Source organism: Ancylobacter sp. TS-1, from assembly GCF_009223885.1.
In the GTDB taxonomy this organism is placed as follows: Bacteria; Pseudomonadota; Alphaproteobacteria; order Rhizobiales; family Xanthobacteraceae; genus Ancylobacter.
Genome location: NZ_CP045144.1, coordinates 265,150 through 280,864, shown reverse-complemented (window position 1 = coordinate 280,864; position 15,715 = coordinate 265,150). Strand labels below are relative to the sequence as shown.

At 70.0% G+C, this 15,715-nt stretch carries 14 protein-coding genes; 3 read left to right on the top strand and 11 right to left on the bottom strand.

The features are described 5' to 3' along the window. Positions 1 to 10: 10 nt before the first annotated feature. From GBB76_RS01355 to GBB76_RS01345, 3 genes are all read right to left on the bottom strand, one after another. Complete coding sequence (locus tag GBB76_RS01355) at positions 11 to 709, bottom strand: phosphatidylserine decarboxylase (protein WP_152301625.1); 699 nt, start codon at positions 707 to 709, stop codon at positions 11 to 13. A gap of 107 nt (positions 710 to 816) precedes the next feature. Beyond that, on the bottom strand, positions 817 to 2,733 hold the full coding sequence (locus tag GBB76_RS01350) for an ABC transporter ATP-binding protein/permease (RefSeq protein ID WP_152301624.1): 1,917 nt from the start codon (positions 2,731 to 2,733) through the stop codon (positions 817 to 819). A 78-nt stretch (positions 2,734 to 2,811) separates the two neighbouring features. After that, positions 2,812 to 3,174, bottom strand: coding sequence for a helix-turn-helix transcriptional regulator (locus GBB76_RS01345; protein ID WP_152301623.1), 363 nt, complete (start codon positions 3,172 to 3,174; stop codon positions 2,812 to 2,814). 190 nt (positions 3,175 to 3,364) lie between these two features. On the opposite strand from GBB76_RS01345, the gene GBB76_RS01340 reads away from it, so the two are divergent. Further along, a complete protein-coding gene (locus tag GBB76_RS01340) occupies positions 3,365 to 3,976 on the top strand; it encodes a TIGR00730 family Rossman fold protein (RefSeq protein WP_152301622.1) in 612 nt (203 codons plus the stop codon). 123 nt (positions 3,977 to 4,099) lie between these two features. On the opposite strand, the gene GBB76_RS01335 is transcribed toward GBB76_RS01340, so the two are convergent. Next, complete coding sequence (locus GBB76_RS01335; protein ID WP_246668995.1) at positions 4,100 to 4,615, bottom strand: GNAT family N-acetyltransferase; 516 nt, start codon at positions 4,613 to 4,615, stop codon at positions 4,100 to 4,102. Beyond that, positions 4,612 to 6,006 carry a cysteine--tRNA ligase gene (gene cysS, locus GBB76_RS01330; RefSeq protein ID WP_152301620.1) on the bottom strand — a complete coding sequence of 465 codons (1,395 nt, stop codon included), beginning with the start codon at positions 6,004 to 6,006 and terminating at the stop codon, positions 4,612 to 4,614. The genes GBB76_RS01335 and cysS overlap by 4 nt, the downstream gene beginning before the upstream one ends. A 325-nt stretch (positions 6,007 to 6,331) precedes the next feature. On the opposite strand from cysS, the gene GBB76_RS01325 reads away from it, so the two are divergent. Beyond that, on the top strand, positions 6,332 to 6,679 hold the full coding sequence (locus tag GBB76_RS01325; protein WP_152301619.1) for a hypothetical protein: 348 nt from the start codon (positions 6,332 to 6,334) through the stop codon (positions 6,677 to 6,679). Between the two features lie 25 nt (positions 6,680 to 6,704). On the opposite strand, the gene GBB76_RS01320 is transcribed toward GBB76_RS01325, so the two are convergent. Continuing rightward, positions 6,705 to 7,232, bottom strand: a complete 528-nt coding sequence (locus GBB76_RS01320; RefSeq protein WP_202911144.1) for a CreA family protein — start codon at positions 7,230 to 7,232, stop codon at positions 6,705 to 6,707. A gap of 207 nt (positions 7,233 to 7,439) precedes the next feature. Here GBB76_RS01320 and GBB76_RS01315 point away from each other — a divergent pair, with 207 nt between their 5' ends. Next, positions 7,440 to 8,456, top strand: a complete 1,017-nt coding sequence (locus GBB76_RS01315) for a DUF2865 domain-containing protein (protein ID WP_202911143.1) — start codon at positions 7,440 to 7,442, stop codon at positions 8,454 to 8,456. Between the two features lie 156 nt (positions 8,457 to 8,612). Here GBB76_RS01315 and GBB76_RS01310 read toward each other — a convergent pair whose 3' ends face one another. The 5 genes from GBB76_RS01310 to GBB76_RS01290 all read right to left on the bottom strand — a co-directional run bounded on the left by GBB76_RS01310 (position 8,613) and on the right by GBB76_RS01290 (position 15,702). Further along, on the bottom strand, positions 8,613 to 9,968 hold the full coding sequence (locus GBB76_RS01310) for a glutamate--tRNA ligase (RefSeq protein WP_152301617.1): 1,356 nt from the start codon (positions 9,966 to 9,968) through the stop codon (positions 8,613 to 8,615). A 164-nt stretch (positions 9,969 to 10,132) separates the two neighbouring features. Next, a complete protein-coding gene (locus GBB76_RS01305) occupies positions 10,133 to 11,806 on the bottom strand; it encodes an NAD+ synthase (protein WP_152301616.1) in 1,674 nt (557 codons plus the stop codon). A gap of 53 nt (positions 11,807 to 11,859) precedes the next feature. Continuing rightward, on the bottom strand, positions 11,860 to 13,728 hold the full coding sequence (locus GBB76_RS01300) for a rhamnan synthesis F family protein (protein WP_246668994.1): 1,869 nt from the start codon (positions 13,726 to 13,728) through the stop codon (positions 11,860 to 11,862). Between the two features lie 251 nt (positions 13,729 to 13,979). After that, positions 13,980 to 14,795: an alpha/beta hydrolase gene (locus GBB76_RS01295; protein ID WP_152301614.1), complete on the bottom strand. Its 816-nt coding sequence runs from the start codon at positions 14,793 to 14,795 to the stop codon at positions 13,980 to 13,982. 124 nt (positions 14,796 to 14,919) lie between these two features. Next, the gene (locus GBB76_RS01290; RefSeq protein ID WP_152301613.1) at positions 14,920 to 15,702 is read right to left on the bottom strand and encodes an alpha/beta hydrolase; all 783 of its coding nucleotides are present in this window, start codon (positions 15,700 to 15,702) and stop codon (positions 14,920 to 14,922) included. Between the last annotated feature and the right edge of the window lie 13 nt (positions 15,703 to 15,715).

Sequence of the window (15,715 nt, the reverse complement as noted above, 5' to 3'; positions counted from 1 at the left end):
CGGCGTTTGTTCAATCGACCCGATAGGTGGGCTCGGGTCCCTGCGCGGCAAGATCGGCCAACACCGTCTCGCCGGCAATGGCCCGCTGGCCCTCCGACACGGCCGGACGCGTGCCGGCCGGCATGTAGACGTCGACACGCGAGCCGAAGCGGATCAGGCCGAAGCGTTCGCCCGGCGCCACGCTGTCGCCCTCGCGCACGAAGCTGACGATGCGGCGGGCGACGAGGCCGGCGATCTGCACCACGCCGAAGCGACCGACGGCGGTCTCCAGCACCATGCCGCTGCGCTCATTGTCGTCGCTCGCCTTGTCGAGATCGGCGCTGAGGAACTTGCCAGGCCGGTAGGCGATGCGGCTCACCTGACCGGCGAGCGGGGCGCGGTTCACGTGCACGTCGAAGACGTTCATGAAGATGCACACGCGCGGCAGCGGGGCGTCGCCCAGCCCCAGTTCGGCGGGCGGCACGGCGGGGCCGACGAGGCAGACGCGCCCGTCCGCCGGCGACACCACCAGCCCCTCGCGCACCGGCGTCACCCGCTCGGGGTCGCGGAAGAAATAGGCGATCCAGACGGTGATCAGCACGGCGATCCAGCCGAGCGGGGGAACGAGCCACAGCAGCACGGCCGAGACCGAGGCGCCGATCAGGAGGAACGGATAGCCTTCCCGATGGACCGGCACGAGGCCGCTGCGGATGGAATCGAGCACGGACATCAGGTGGCCTTTCGCGAGGGTGCCGCCGACAGGAGTTCCGCGACAGGTAGGGCCAGCCGGCCCGCCCGTCAAATGCCGGCTCGCCGCAGCGTCATGCGCGCAAGGGGTCAGGCCGCCGCGTCGTCGGTGGCGGGCTCCTCCACCTCGCCGGCGGCCTTGAGCGTCTCGCGGGCACGCTCGGCCTCGCGCTGGCGTTCCCACATGGAGTGGTAAAGGCCCCGGCGCAGCATCAGCGCCGCATGGGTGCCGCGCTCGGCGATGCGCCCGCGCTCCAGCACGATGATCTCGTCGGCCGAAACCACCGTGGAGAGCCGGTGCGCGATCACCAGCGTGGTGCGCCCGCGCGAGACGCGCTCCAGCGCGTCCTGGATCTCGCGCTCGGTGTGGCTGTCGAGCGCCGAGGTCGCCTCGTCGAGGATGAGGATCGGCGGGTTCTTCAGGATGGTGCGGGCGATGGCGACGCGCTGCTTCTCGCCGCCGGAGAGCTTGAGGCCGCGCTCGCCGACCTCGGTGGCGTAGCCTTTGGGCGTGCGCCGCACGAAGCCGTCGATCTGGGCAAGCTCGGCGGCGCGCGCCACCTCCTCGTCGGAGGCGCCGGCGCGGCCGTAGCGGATGTTGTAGCCCAGCGTGTCGTTGAACAGCACCGTGTCCTGCGGGACCATGCCGATGGCCGCGCGCAGGCTGTCCTGCGTGACCTCGCGCAGATCCTGCCCGTCAATGGTGATGCGGCCCTCATTGAGGTCGTAGAAACGGAACAGCAGCCGCGAGATGGTCGACTTGCCGGCGCCGGAGGGGCCGACAATGGCCACCGTGCGCCCGGCGGGCACCTCGAAGGAGACGCCCTTGAGGATTTCGCGGTCGGGATCGTAGGAGAAGCGCACATCCTCGAAGCGCACCGTGCCGCCCTTAAGCTCCAGCGGGCGGGCCTGCGCGGTGTCCCTCACCTCGGGCGAGCGGGCGAGGATGGTGAACATCGCCTCGATGTCGATCAGCGACTGCTTGATCTCGCGATAGATCATGCCGAGGAAGTTCAGCGGCTGGTAGAGCTGGACCATCATGGCGTTGACCATGACGAAGGAACCAACCGACTGCCGCCCGGCGCGGATGTCGAACACGCACAGCGCCATGGTCGCGGTCAGGCCCAGCGTGAAGATCGCCGCCTGCCCGGCATTGAGCCAGGCCAGCGAGGTGTGGGTGTGCACGGAGGCGCGCTCATAGCGGCCCATGGAGCGGTCGTAGCGGTCCGCTTCCCACTTCTCGGCGCCGAAATACTTCACCGTCTCGTAGTTCAGCAGGCTGTCGACTGCCTTGGCGTTGGCGTCGGTATCGCTCTCGTTCATCGCCGCCCGGATGCCCATCCGGTGCTCGGTCATCAGGAAGGTGAAGAAGGTGTAGCCGAGGATCATGGCGACGGTGGCCGCCACGTAGCGCCAGTCGAACTGCCAGAACAGCACGCCGATCACCATGGCGAATTCCAGGATGGTCGGGCCCAGATGCAGCACCAGCATCCGCACGATGGTCTCGATACCCTCGCGCGAGCGTTCGAGAATACGCGTCAGGCCGCCGGTCTTGCGCTCCAGATGGAAGCGCAGCGACAGCGCGTGCATGTGCTGGAAGGTCTCAAGCGCCAGCCGGCGCACCGCGTGCATCGCCACCTTGGCGAACAGGCCGTCGCGCAGCTGGGTCAGCCCGGCCATGACGATGCGCGAGAAGCCGTAGGCCAGCGTCAGCATCAGCGGCGCGGCGACCAGCAGGCTGATCGCATCGGTGGAGATGTGCGCGCCCTCGCCCTGGGCCACCGCGTCGGTCGCCCATTTGAACAGGAAGGGCGTGACCATGGTGGCGATCTTGGCGAGCACCAGCAGCAGCAGGCCCCAGAGCACGCGGGCGCGCAGGTCGGCGCGGTCCTGCGGCCACAGATAGGGCCACAGGCCCTTCAGGGCGACCAGCAGGCTTCCACGCGGGTTGATGCCGGAGGATTGCGAGGGGCGTGCGACGGGGGTTCCGCCCTCAGCTGCGGACATGCGGCTTCCAGTTCAGTTTCAGTGCGGGCGCGACGCCCGTTTCCCGGTTTCGTTCGTTCAGATAGGCGCTCGGCCGGTTCAGACCAGTGCGCCCTTTCGCGTGGCAGGGTTGCCCGGCGTGCCTTCGGGCCGGGAAGGGTCCGGCGCCGCGCCGAGCAGCGAAAGGAACTGCGCCAGCTCGCCCGCCAGCGCCTCGAAGGTGTCGCGATCGAGACAGTAGCAGGAGCGCGGCCCCTCGATGGTGCCGGTGATGAGGCCGGCCTCCTTGAGCACCTTGAGGTGCTGGGAGACCGTCGACTGCGCGAGGGGGAGCCCGCGCACGATCTCGCCGCACTGGCAGCGCTCGACCTCCGCCAGCGCACGCACGATCGCCAGCCGCGCCGGATGCGCGAGGGCGCGCAGGCGAAGGGCGAGCTGTTCGTCGTCGGCGGGAGAGGACATGCGCAATCGTCTATCGTCGATTGACGATGATCGCAAGACGATTATCCGCATGCCAGCCGTGATTTCCCCGCGGACCCCGCGCACCGGCCGCCGGCGCATTGCGCCCGTCATCGACCGATGTCATTTCGGAAGGGCGCGGGGGAATCGAGAGTGCTTGAACCCGCCCGCGCTGCGGTGCAACGTGGTGTCCATGACGAAGATAAAGAGCGTTTGCGTCTACTGCGGCGCGGCTCCGGGAGCCGACGCCGTCTATATGGAAGTCGCCACCGAACTTGGCCGGCTGTTCGCCGCCGAGGGCATCCGCCTCATCTATGGCGGCGGCGGCGTCGGGCTGATGGGCGCCACCGCGCGCGCCTGCGCCGAGGCCGGCGGCATGGTCACGGGCATCATCCCGGACTTCCTGATCGGCAAGGAGCAGGCCTTCGAGCATGCCCATGAACTGATCGTCACCCATGACATGCACGAGCGAAAGCGGCTGATGTTCGAGCGGGCCGATGCCTTCATCGCCCTGCCCGGCGGCATCGGCACGCTGGAGGAACTGATCGAGCAGCTCACCTGGGTGCAGCTCAACCGTCATTCCAAGCCGGTCATGGCGCTCAACGTCGCCGGCTTCTGGGACCCGCTGCTGACCCTGCTCGATCACATGCAGTCGACCGGCTTCGTCAATGTCGCCCGGCCGGTGAAGCTCCTGGTGGCGCACAATGTGCGCGCCGTGCTGCCGAAGCTGCAGGCGGCGGTCGCCCATCTCGGCGAGCGCGACCTGCACGGGGCGGCCGAGGAGCGCGTGCTCGACCGGATGTGAGGGCGCACGCGCCTCTCACGTCATCCCGGACGGCCTTCGGGACGAGCCGGGAGCGTGCGCCGAACCGGGAGCGATCCCGGCTTTGCGGCTGCGCCTTCGGCCGGGATGACGAAAAGACGCCCCTCAGTGCACCGGGCCGGCGGGTGCTCCGAGGATCTTTTCCATCGTCGTGTTGGACAGCCAGACCCCGCCGCGCTGCACCGTGTTGCGCTGCATGGGCACGAAGCCGCGCTGCTGGAAGAAGCCGAGCGCGGTGTCGCTGGCGTCCACGGTGAGGCTCTTCGCCCCGCGCGCGGTGGCGAGCTTTTCCACCGCCTCGCACAGCAGCGAACCCACCCCCTCGCCGGCCACCTCCGGGTGGACGTAGAGCATGTCGATCTCGCGATTGTCCTTCAGCGCGGCGAAGCCGACCGGATCGCCATCGCGCGTCGCCACGAGGGTGAGTTGCCCCTCCAGCCGCGCGGCCAGCGCCTCCTCGTCGGCCGCGGCCGCCGCCCAGGCTTCCTGCTGGTCCTCGTCGTAATCCTCGCCGGTCAGGCCGAGAATCGCCGCCTCGGCGATGGCGGCGAGCACCGGCGTCTCGCCCGGCAGTGCCGGGCGCAGCGCGGCGGCGGGACCCCTGTGCGCGTCACCGCTCACCGCTTCGGCTCCCAGCTCGTGGTGCCGTCCTTGTTGTCCTTCAGCGCCACGCCGAGCGCGAGCAGCTCGTCGCGGATGCGGTCGGAGGCGGCCCAGTCGCGGTTGCGGCGGGCCTCGATGCGCTCATGGATGCGCGCCTCGATCTCGGCCTCCGGGAGGGCGAGCGCGGGGGCGCGCGAGGCCTGCCAGTCGCGCAGGGGGCCGGGCGCGAAGCCGAGGAAGGCGAGCGTGCCGGCCAGCGCCTTCTTGCCGGCATGGTCCTTCAGCGCGTGCATCTCGGCGATGGCCTTGGGCGTGTTCAGGTCGTCGGCCAGCGCCTCCAGCACGGCCGGCGCCGGGCGCGGATAGGCATCCTCCGCCGCCGCGTCGAACCACTGCTCCAGCGTGCGGGCGCTTTCGTCCAGCCCCTTCACCGTCCAGTCGATGGGCTGGCGGTAATGGGTCTTGAGCATGTTGAGGCGCAGCACGTCGCCCGGCCAGTCGGCCAGAAGCTGCCGGATGGTGATGAAGTTGCCGAGCGACTTCGACATCTTCTCGCCTTCCACCTGCAGGAAGCCGTTATGCATCCAGACCTTGGCCATGAGGCCGGAATGGAAGGCGCAGCGCGACTGCGCCACTTCGTTCTCATGATGCGGGAAAACGAGGTCGATGCCGCCGCCATGGATGTCGAAGGTCTCGCCGAGATGCTTCCAGCTCATGGCGGAGCACTCGATGTGCCAGCCCGGACGGCCCGCCACCGCGATGCCCGCCGGCGAGGGCCAGCCCGGCTCGCCGGGCTTGGAGGGCTTCCACAGCACGAAGTCCATCGGGTCCCGCTTGTAGGGCGCGACGTCGACCCGCGCGCCCGCCAGCATGTCGTCCAGCGGCCGGTTGGAGAGCTTGCCGTAATCGGGCATGGACGGCACCGAGAACAGCACATGATCCTCGGCGACATAGGCATGGCCGGTGGCCACCAGCATCTCGATGAGCTGGCGCATCTCGGCGATGTGCTCGGTCGCGCGCGGCTCGACGTCGGGATGCAGCACGCCGAGCGCTTCGAGATCGTCGTGGAACTGCGCCTCGGTGGTGAAGGTCACCTTGGCGATCGCCTCGTTGAGGTCGAGCCCGGGGAATTCGCTGGCGGCGCGCGCGTTGATCTTGTCGTCCACGTCGGTGATGTTGCGCACGTATTTCACGTGGTCGGCGCCGTAGAGATGGCGCAGCACGCGGTACAGCACGTCGAAGACGATGACCGGGCGCGCATTGCCGATATGGGCGAAGTCGTAGACGGTCGGGCCGCAGACATACATGCGCACCCGCGCCGGATCGAGGGGCGCGAAGGCCTCCTTCGTCCGTGAGAGGGTGTTGTAGAGCTTCAGCTCGGGAAGCGCCTGCGCGTTGATGCCCGACATGATCTGCCTTCCGGTCCTGCCGCCCGAGGCGCGGACGGCGCCGCGTCTGTCGTCCGTTTGGCCGGCCGCGTCAAGCCGCCGGGCCGGTTCGGGCGCGTTTCTCCGCATTCGCACGGCCGGCGCGGCGCCGGCATGCCGGCGGGCACGCTCCGGGGCCTCCGGCCGGCTCGACGGCAGTTGACGGGTCACGGGGCAAGGCGTTATCTCCCCGCCGCGTCGCAGATCGACCGGCGGGCGAAAGATTTTAATTTTCGGTTCAAACCTTTCCGCCACATTCGCGTTGACCTGCCACCCGGCCTTAACCACCCAGCCAACGACCCCTGCCATGCCCGCGATGCCGCGCCCTTCCCGCCTGCGCTCCGTCCTTCTCGCCCTCGCCCTCTGCGCGGCTCCCGGCCTCGCCATGGCTGAGGAAACCGCGCCGCAGGGCGACCGGATCTTCCTCATCGACGCGTCCGAGGGCTATGGCATCGACGCCTGCCTCGCCACGGGCTCCGCCTGCGGCCAGGCCATGGCGGATGCCTGGTGCCGGGTGCACGACTACACGCAGGCGGTCGGCTTCGGCGCCGTCGCCAACGACGCGGCGAACGGCGTCGGCGCGGAGGCGAACATGCGCACCGCCTGCTTCGGCAGCACCTGCCAGGACGCGGTGGCGATCACCTGCACGCGCTGAGCCCCGGCCTGCCGGGGTCCGCGCCTCACTCCAGATAATCGGCGCATTTGGGCGCCTCGCCGGTGCCGCCCCACGGCATGATGGGCACGCTCGAGGTCGAATTCTTCGGACTACCCTCGATCAGCCTGTCCGAATAGACGAGATAGACCAGCACGTTGCGCTTGGTGTCGCAGCCGCGCACGATCTGCATCTTCTTGAAGATGAGCGACCGGCTCTCGCGATAGACGACATCGCCCTGCTCGAACTTGCCCTTGAACGAGACCGGCCCGACCTGCCGGCAGGCGATGGAGATGTCGGACACCTCCTCGGCGACGCCCAGCATGCCCTTCACCCCGCCGCGCTCGGGCTGGGTGTAGTGGCAGGCCACGCCCTGCACGACGGGATCGTCGATGCCGTAGACGGCGAGCTTGTCGTCGGGGGTGAGGAATTTCCACACCGTCGACTTCTTGAAGATGAGGTCCGGCTCCTGCGCCTGCGCCGGGGCCGCAAGGCCGAGCATGGCCATGAGAGCGAGGGCGAGAAACGGGACGGCACGCAGGGCGAGACTGGGCATGTGGGGGCGAACTCCGATCGTCACGCCCAGCATATGGTGCGGCCGGCCCCCGCCGGAAAGAGCGCCGGCGCTGCGCCCGCGCGGGTTGCCTCGGCCGGCGAAAGCGGGTTCAAACTTTCGACAAGCTCGCCGTGCTCATTGCGTCGCCGCGCCGATTCCGGCAAACCGGCCAAGGTGCCGCCCCGAAGTCCGAATGCATACCGGTAGATGATGGTCCCAGCCTCCCGCCTCGCCTCCCGCCTTCTCCTCGCCGCGACCTTTGCGGCGACGCTGGCCGCGTCCGCCGGGCTCGCGACCGCGCAGGACTATCCGCCGGGCAGCGTCGGCGGCAGCGATCCCGCGGCCTGCATCCGGCTCGAAGGCCAGCTTGCGGCGCTGGACAGCGGCCAGCAGCCGGCCGGGCAGGCCAATATCGGCGCCGTCATCGCTCAGCAGCAGCAGGACGTCGCCGACCTCTCGGCGCAGGTCCGCCAGATCGGCTGCGACAAGCGCGGCTTCCTGATCTTCCAGCCGCAGCTGCCGCCGCAGTGCGAGTCGCTCAATCGCCGGCTGACGCAGGCGCGCTCGGCGCTCGACCGCACCATGGTGCAGGCGCGCGGCCAGCGCAGCGGCAATGACGAGCAGCGCCGCCAGCTGATCTACGCGCTGGCGCAGAACAATTGCGGCCCGCAGTACCAGGCCGCGCTCGGCCAGGGCGGGGGCGGCGGCGTCTACGGCAACCTGAACAACCGGCGCCCGCGCAATTTCATCGAGCAGCTTTTCGGCGTGCCGCGCGAGGAAGCCGGCCCGCTCGACGTGCAGCCTTTGGAGATGCCGAAGGTCTCGACCTACCGCACCGTCTGCGTGCGCACCTGCGACGGCTTCTTCTTCCCGGTCTCCTTCGCCGCCACGCCGGCCAAGTTCGGCTCGGACGAGGCGCAGTGCCAGCGCCAGTGCCCCGGCACCGAGGCGCGCCTGTTCGCCTATCGCAACCCGGGCGAGGACATCCAGCAGGCGGTGTCCGCCAACGGCCAGCCCTACATGTCGCTGCCCAACGCGCTGCTGTTCAAGAAGCAGTATGTCGCCGCCTGCTCCTGCCGGCCCGCCGGCATGAACTGGGCGCAGGCGCTCGGCGGTCACGACGACCAGACGCTGCGCAAGGGCGACATCGTCGTCACCGAGGACGCCTCGCGCGAGATGTCGCAGCCCCGCCCCGCCACCGTCGCGCCGGCCAAGAAGCCCTGACGGGCGGCCGCGCCGGGCTTTCGAGCCGCGATTGAGAGGATAGCCGTCATCCCGGAACGGCCGTCAGGCCGTATCCGGGATCGACTCCCGATACGTCACGCGGTCCCGGCTCTCCGCTACGCCGCGGCCGGGATGACGGCCTCAGCCCTTTAAACCCTACGCCTGCTCGCCCCGCAGCCGCGCGGCGGCCCTCTCGCGACCGATCAGCGGCAACAGGGCCTTCAGTTCCGGCCCGCTCTCCGCGCCGGTGAGCGCGAGGCGCAGCGGGTGGAACAGCGCCCGCCCGGCGCGCCCGCTCGCCGGCTTCACGGCGGCGATCCAGCGCGGATACACATCCTCGCCCCACGACTCCGGCAAAAGGTCGGCCGCCAGCCGCAGGAAGCCGGCGTCCTCCGGCGCGACAGGGCGCGCAAGCGGCCCCTCCACCACCCGCCACCAGCGGGCCGCGTCGGTCAGGCGCGCGAGATTGCCGCGCACCGCGAGCCAGAACGCCTCCCCGCCGCCGACACCGAGCCCCGCGAGGCGCGCCGCCACCGCCTCATAGGGCAGGCGGTGCAGCGTGGCGGCGGTCAGCGCCGTCAGTTCCTCGGCGTCGAAGCGTGCCGGCGCGCGGGAAATCTTCGCGAAGTCGATGCGTGCCGCCAGCGCGCCGAGATCCTCCACCGCCTCGACGGCGAGCGAGGTGCCGGTGAGCACGGCGAGGCTCGCCACCGCCAGCGCCTCCTCGCCCTCTTCGCGCAGCGCCCGCAGCGAGAGATGGCCGAGGCGCTTGGACAGCCCCTCGCCGCTCGGCAGCACCAGCAGGTTGTGATGGCCGAACACCGGCGGCGCGGCGCCCAGTGCCTCGATGATCTCGATCTGCACGCCGGTATTGGTCACGTGGTCCTCGCCACGCACGACATGGGTCACGCCCATCTCGATATCGTCGACCACCGAGGTCAGCGTGTAGAGATAGGATCCGTCCTCGCGCACCAGCACCGGATCGGACAGCGTTGCGGTGTCGACGCCCTGCCGTCCGCGCACCATGTCGTCCCATTCGACCTTGCGCCCGTCGAGCCGGAAGCGCCAATGCGGCCGGCGCCCCTCGGCCTCCAGCGCGGCGCGGGCCGCATCGGTGAGCTTCAGCGCGGCGCGGTCATAGACCGGCGGCAGCCCGCGCCGACGCCGCGACTGGCGCATCGCCTCCAGTTCTTCTTCCGTCTCATAGGCGGGATAGAGCCGGCCGAGCGACTTCAGCCGCTCGACCGCTGCGTCGTAGCGGGGAAGCCGGCGCGACTGGTGCTCGACGCGATCCGGCGTGAGCCCGAGCCAGGTGACGTCCTCGGCGATGGCGCGGGCGAATTCCTCCGTCGAGCGCGCTGTGTCGGTGTCGTCATAGCGCAGAATGAAGCTGCCGCCCTCGCGCCGGGCGAACAGCGCGTTGTAGAGCGCCGTGCGGGCATTGCCGACATGCAGCAGGCCGGTCGGCGACGGGGCGAAGCGCAGGACGGGGGGCGTGGCGGATGTCGACATGCCGCGCTTATCGCCGGGATGGCGGAGCGGGGCAACTTGGTTCTCCCCTGCCGTCATCCCGGCCGACGCGAAGCGCAGAGCCGGGATCGCGGGCCAGGAATGCCCCCGGATTCCGCAGAAGATCCCGGATCGGCCCTTGGCCGTCCGGGATGACGCATGAGGAACTACGCCCCCTCGCGGAAGCGGTTGGTGATGGGATAGCGGCGGTCGCGGCCGAAATTGCGCGCCGTCACCTTCACCCCGGGCGCGGCCTGCCGGCGCTTGTATTCGGCGATGTTGAGCAGGCGCTCCACCCGCGCCACCAGCGCCGGATCGAAGCCTTCCGCCACGATGTCGGCGACGGGAAGCTCGCGCTCCACGAGGCGCTCCAGCACCGCGTCGAGCAGGTCGTAGGGCGGCAGGCTGTCCTGGTCCCTCTGGTTCTCGCGCAGTTCGGCGGTCGGCGGCTTGGCGATGATGTTCGCGGGGATCACCACGCCGGAGGGCCCGAGGGCGTAGGCCGGCTTCCAGCGGTTGCGCAGTTCGCTCAGGCGGAAGACCTGCGTCTTGTAGAGGTCCTTCAGCGGGTTGTAGCCGCCATTCATGTCGCCATAGAGCGTGGCGTAGCCGGTCGACATCTCCGACTTGTTGCCGGTCGTCAGCACCATGGCGCCGAACTTGTTGGAGATCGACATCAGGAGCGTGCCCCGCAGGCGCGACTGCAGATTTTCCTCGGTCACGTCGCGCGCGCGACCGGCGAACAGCGGCGCCAGCGCGCCCTCCATCGCCTCGACACCTGCCGCGATCGGCACGACGTCGTAGCGAATCCCCAGCGCCTGCGCGGCGCCGGCGGCGGCGGCGAGCGATTCGTCCGAGGTGTAGCGGTAGGGCAGCATCACGGCGTGCACCCGCTCCGGCCCCAGCGCGTCCGTCGCCATCGCCGCGACGAGCGCGGAATCGATGCCGCCGGAAAGCCCGAGCACGACGCAGGGGAAGCGGTTCTTCTCCACATAGTCGCGCAGGCCCAGCACGCAGGCGGCATAGTCTGCCTCGTCGTCGAGCAGCAACGGCGCGCGCGCGCCCTCCTCGCAGCGCCAGCCATCGGCCCAGCGCTCCCAGCGGGTGAGGCGCACGCGCTCCTGGAAATTGGGAAGCTGCACCGCCAGCGAGCGGTCGGCGTTGAGCACGAAGGAGGCGCCGTCGAAGACCAGCTCGTCCTGCCCGCCGACCTGATTCACATAGGCGAGCGGCAGCCCGCTCTCGACCACGCGCGCCACCGCGATGTTCATCCGCTCGTCATAGACGCTGCGGCGATAGGGCGAGCCATTGGGCACCAGCAGGATCTCGGCGCCGGTCTCGGCGAGGCATTCGATCACGTCCTGCGACCACATATCCTCGCAGACCGGCACGCCGAGCCGCACGCCCCGGAACGCCATCGGCCCCGGCAGCGGGCCGGACGCGAAGACGCGCTTCTCGTCGAAGACGCCGTAATTGGGCAGGTCCACCTTGTAGCGCACCGCCGCGATGGCGCCGCCATCGAGCAGCAGCGCGGCATTGTAGAGCCGGTCGCCCTCGCGCCAGGGCGCGCCCACCAGCAGCGCCGGCCCGCCATCGGCGGTCCCGGCGGCCAGCGCCTCCACCGCCGCGCGGCAAGCGGCCTGGAAGGCGGGCTTGAGAACCAGATCCTCCGGCGGATAGCCGGACAGGAACAGTTCGGAGAAGACGACGAGATCGGCGCCCTGCCCGGCCGCGAGCGCGCGCGCCTCGCGCACCTTGTCCGCATTGCCGTCGACATCGCCGACGACAGGGTTGAGCTGGGCGAGCGCGATGAGAAGCTGGTCGGCCGGTTCCTGTGACATGCCCGTCGTTTAGCCTTCCCCTCGCGGCCGGGCAATCCACCCGCGCGGCCGGGTCAGTCCCAGCCGGTTCCGGGCACGCGGACGGCGGCGCAGGAATAGCCCGCCTTGCGCACGGCGGCCGGCAGAAGGCGCTCAAGCCCGTGCATCATCGTGCCGTCGTCCGGGATCGGTTCGGCGGGGTAGTCCTCCCAGCGCAGGTCGAGCGCCAGCACCGGCGCCAGCGCCGCAGGGCGGGCGGCGAACATGTTGCCGACGGGGAAGTCGACATACCGGCCGCGCTTCTCGGTCAGGCCCATATCCTCGACCAGTTCCGCGCAGACGCGCTCGTTGGTGGCCCAGTCGAGCACATGGGTGTCTTCGGGATAGACCAGCCCGACGCGGCCATCGGCCTCCATATGCGCCAGCGCGGCATCCAGCATGGGATGTTCGCCGCCGATCAGGTTCCCCCACAGGAAGGTACGCCACGGATCGCCGATGGCGCGCCGCCGCCCCTTGGTCTTCTTGCCGTGCACATGGAAGAACACGTCGTAGCCGCCGCCGACCAGCACGTCGCGCAGCGCGGTGAAGAAGGGGCCGATGTCGCGCCCGATGTTCGGCACAACGTCGATGCGCACCGGCGCCGGATAGCCGGCGGCCATGGCCCGCAATTCCCCCGCCTTCGCCTCGGTGTCGGTGGTGAGGAAGAGGTCCGGCCGCGAGGCGTTGACCGACAGCCGCTCCAGCAGCTCCGGGAACAGGTCGGGATAGTAGAAATGCCCGTGCAGCGCGGTGCGCAGGCCGCTCGCGCGCGGCGCCGCCGGCGGCCCCACCACCGGCACGGCCCAGGGCCCGGGCGGGCAGCCGCGCTGTATCCAGTGCGACAGCGGGTAGCGCCGCTGGTCGAAGCAGGCGACCGGATGGTGCTCGGCATAGATCAGCGGATGGAAGCCTGAATAGTCGCGGCGCAGCGGAGGCGTGTTGACAGGCCGCCGCAGCAACGTGCGCTGGCGCCACTCGAAGATCTGCCATTTGAGCTTCTGCACGACGTCGAGTTCGCCCGGCGGATCCGTCTCATGGGGAATGTCGAGCACTTCCAGCCGCTCCGGCGCGCAGCCGAGGATCAGCGCGATCTCGTTGTCGACCTCGTCGCCGATCTCGCGGCCGATCGCGACCAGTTCGCCGGCCCCGGCGCCCAGCGGATCGTCCACGGCGAGGACGCGGCAGCGTCCGGTGAACTGCGGCAGGCGATCGCGCGCCGCCTGCCGCGCCGCCTCGGATGGAAACACCACGGCGCTGGCCCAGCTGAGCAGCCGCTCCAGCCCGGCCGAATCCGCGACCGGACCGCTCGATGTCCCGACCAGCGCGACCACCGGCACGCCGAACCGCTCAAGCGCGTTCGCCGCATCCGCCGTCTCGGGTCCGACCGTCAGCGCGAAGAGCGGCCTGAGCGCCGCCGACCGTTTGGCCAGCGCGTCGATCAGCACCCGGCGCGGCACTCGCGAGCCGGTGACGTCGACGGGAACGTCATGGGCGGCGAGCCCGGCCCCGGCAACACCGTCCAGCCGCAGCAGCACCACGTCCCAGGTGTCGGCAGCAGCCTCGACCAACGCGGCGAGCGGCCGGGCATCGCCCCGCACCACGAAGAGCACGCGCCGGGGCCCGTCGGACGTCGGGGCGGGAAACGGCACATGCGCGACGAGAGCCGGCAGCAGGTCCACGGCCCCGGCCATCCAGGCGGCGAAGGCGCGGCGCGGACGGCCCGGCTGCCGGTAGACGAGCGCACCAGACCCGGGACGCGGGCGGCGATAGGCATCGAACAGCACGGCACGCACCAGCAGGCGCGGCCGCTTCCCGCCGTCGAAGAGAAGGCAACCGATAGCCCGGCCGAGCGCCTGACTGATGCGCGTCAGCCTCTTGCGGGATTTTCCGCGCTGCCGGGGCATCGAATAGGATCGGCGCCGCTTCGCAGCAGGGACGGGAGGCTGCTCCGGTGTGGTCATGGCGATCCGAAATGGCCTGTCAGCAAAGCGCATACCCGTAACCGGCGGCCTTCCCCGCCGGGGAGAATCCAACCGTCATGCAGAGTCACAATGCGTTCTAAAGTGGCCGCGTGCCCTTGGCCAGCCGGCCGAATGCAACTTCCCGTATCTTTATCCCTCGCGTCGTCGCACGCGCTCCGGCCCGGCGGCAGACCTCAGGCGCCGCCGCGATCGGGCAGCAGCGGGCCGGCATCCTCGCAGGACGGCGCGCCGAGGCGGCGCTCGATCAGAGCCTCGGCCAGCCGGTAGCGCAGGCGCCGGAGAAGCCCCTTGCGCCCGCGCACCTGATGATAGGTCGTCGAGGCGAGCCGCTGCCGCCAGACCTGCCGCTCGAAGGCGGCGCTGTCGAAGCGGTCATGGCCGATGTCCAGCACCGCGCTCTCCAGCAGGCCGCATTCCTGCAGGATGCGCGACGAATGGTGCCCGCCGAAATAGATGCGAACGAGGTCGAGTTCCGCCTCGCGCTGGAGGCCGCGTATATGGCGCCGATCCTGGTTCATCGGGTCGTAGAAGACGTGCTTGACCGCCTCCTTGCGCGGCAGCTGGCGGTCCCACATGCGGGCGCGGCCCTGCGTGCGCCAGCGCCGCTCCCACCACACGCGGCGGGGATCGATGCTGTATTGCGGGGAGAAGGCGATGACGGCATCCGCCGCCAGCGGCTCGGAAAAGCGGTAGGCCGCATAGGCGCCCATGCTGATGCCATAGGTGACGATGCGCGCGCCCTCAGCGATGTCCGCCCGCACCCGCGCCAGCGCCTCCGGCATCTCGGCATACTGGTACCAGCAATTGCCCGACGGCATGAAATGATAGGCGGTGTAGCCGCGCTTGGCGAAGAACGCCTCGCCGAAGCCTAGGCGCCCCGGCTCGCGTGACGGCTGCAGGGATTCGAAGGTGACGAAGACGACGTCTTCCCGATACCCGGGAACCTTGACGACCAGAAGGTCCTCACTCTCGAAGAGGGTCTGCCGCACGCCATTGCCTCCACGGGACGAAAGCCGCGCCGCCGCCCCTGATGTCGCAAGGTCAACGTAGCGGCAGCGGACCGCGCCACCAATCGGAATCCGACACGCCGCCCGGCGCGTCCCGCGCCCGGCGTCAGCCGAACAGGTCGAACAGGTCGGCGCGCAGGCGGCGGATCAGCCGGTCGCGCTTGTGGGCGCGCTTGTTCCGGTAAAGCTCCGAGCGGTCGAGCCGCGCATTGACCTCGCGCTGGAAGGCGGCCGCGTCGAAGCGGTTCTCCGCCACGTCGAGCACCGCCCGGCCGAGCAGCCCGCTTTGCAGCATGACGATGACGGTCGCATGCCCGGCATAGGGAACGCGCACCCGCACGATGTCGGCGGCGCGATCATAGAGGCGGACATGGTGCCGGTCGCGGTTGTGCGGATCGTAGAAGAGGTAGATCGGCACGCCGCGCGGCGCCATCAGATGCTCCCACAGCACCTCGCGCGGCCGGTCGAACAGCCGATCCCAGCGCTTGTCCCAGGGGATGACCGTCGGGTTGATGCTGAATTGCGGGGAGAAGGCGAGGATGCGCGCGGCGCCGAGCAGTCCGGCGAAGCGGATGGCGGCATAGGCGCCCATGCTCACCGCATAGGCCACCAGTTCGGTGCCCGGCGCGATGTCGGCCCGCACGGCGGCGATCGCCGCTTCCATCTCCGGGTACTGGAACCAGAAATTGTCGTTGGCGAGCACGTGGTAGGCGGTGAAGCCGTTCTCGCGCAGGAACTTCTCGCCGAAGGCGGTGCGTTCGGGATCGGGATCGGTGTTATGCGCCTCGAAGGTCACGAAGGCGACGTCGGTGCGGCGGCCCGGAACGCGCCGGATGCGCACATTGGCGCTCTCGAAGATCACCTGCCGTGCGGCGTCGACCTGTTCCACGCGGCGCTTACCC

What these genes read in the sequence shown, in the direction of transcription:
- GBB76_RS01350 (WP_152301624.1), bottom strand. Translation starts at nt 2,733, where the DNA reads ATGTCCGCAGCTGAGGGCGGAACCCCCGTCGCACGCCCCTCGCAATCC.
- cysS (WP_152301620.1), bottom strand. Translation starts at nt 6,006, where the DNA reads ATGTCGGGCATCAACGCGCAGGCGCTTCCCGAGCTGAAGCTCTACAAC.
- GBB76_RS01340 (WP_152301622.1), top strand. Translation starts at nt 3,365, where the DNA reads ATGACGAAGATAAAGAGCGTTTGCGTCTACTGCGGCGCGGCTCCGGGA.
- GBB76_RS01325 (WP_152301619.1), top strand. Translation starts at nt 6,332, where the DNA reads ATGCCCGCGATGCCGCGCCCTTCCCGCCTGCGCTCCGTCCTTCTCGCC.
- GBB76_RS01355 (WP_152301625.1), bottom strand. Translation starts at nt 709, where the DNA reads ATGTCCGTGCTCGATTCCATCCGCAGCGGCCTCGTGCCGGTCCATCGG.
- GBB76_RS01345 (WP_152301623.1), bottom strand. Translation starts at nt 3,174, where the DNA reads ATGTCCTCTCCCGCCGACGACGAACAGCTCGCCCTTCGCCTGCGCGCC.
- GBB76_RS01305 (WP_152301616.1), bottom strand. Translation starts at nt 11,806, where the DNA reads ATGTCACAGGAACCGGCCGACCAGCTTCTCATCGCGCTCGCCCAGCTC.
- GBB76_RS01310 (WP_152301617.1), bottom strand. Translation starts at nt 9,968, where the DNA reads ATGTCGACATCCGCCACGCCCCCCGTCCTGCGCTTCGCCCCGTCGCCG.
- GBB76_RS01300 (WP_246668994.1), bottom strand. Translation starts at nt 13,728, where the DNA reads ATGCCCCGGCAGCGCGGAAAATCCCGCAAGAGGCTGACGCGCATCAGT.
- GBB76_RS01320 (WP_202911144.1), bottom strand. Translation starts at nt 7,232, where the DNA reads ATGCCCAGTCTCGCCCTGCGTGCCGTCCCGTTTCTCGCCCTCGCTCTC.
- GBB76_RS01315 (WP_202911143.1), top strand. Translation starts at nt 7,440, where the DNA reads ATGATGGTCCCAGCCTCCCGCCTCGCCTCCCGCCTTCTCCTCGCCGCG.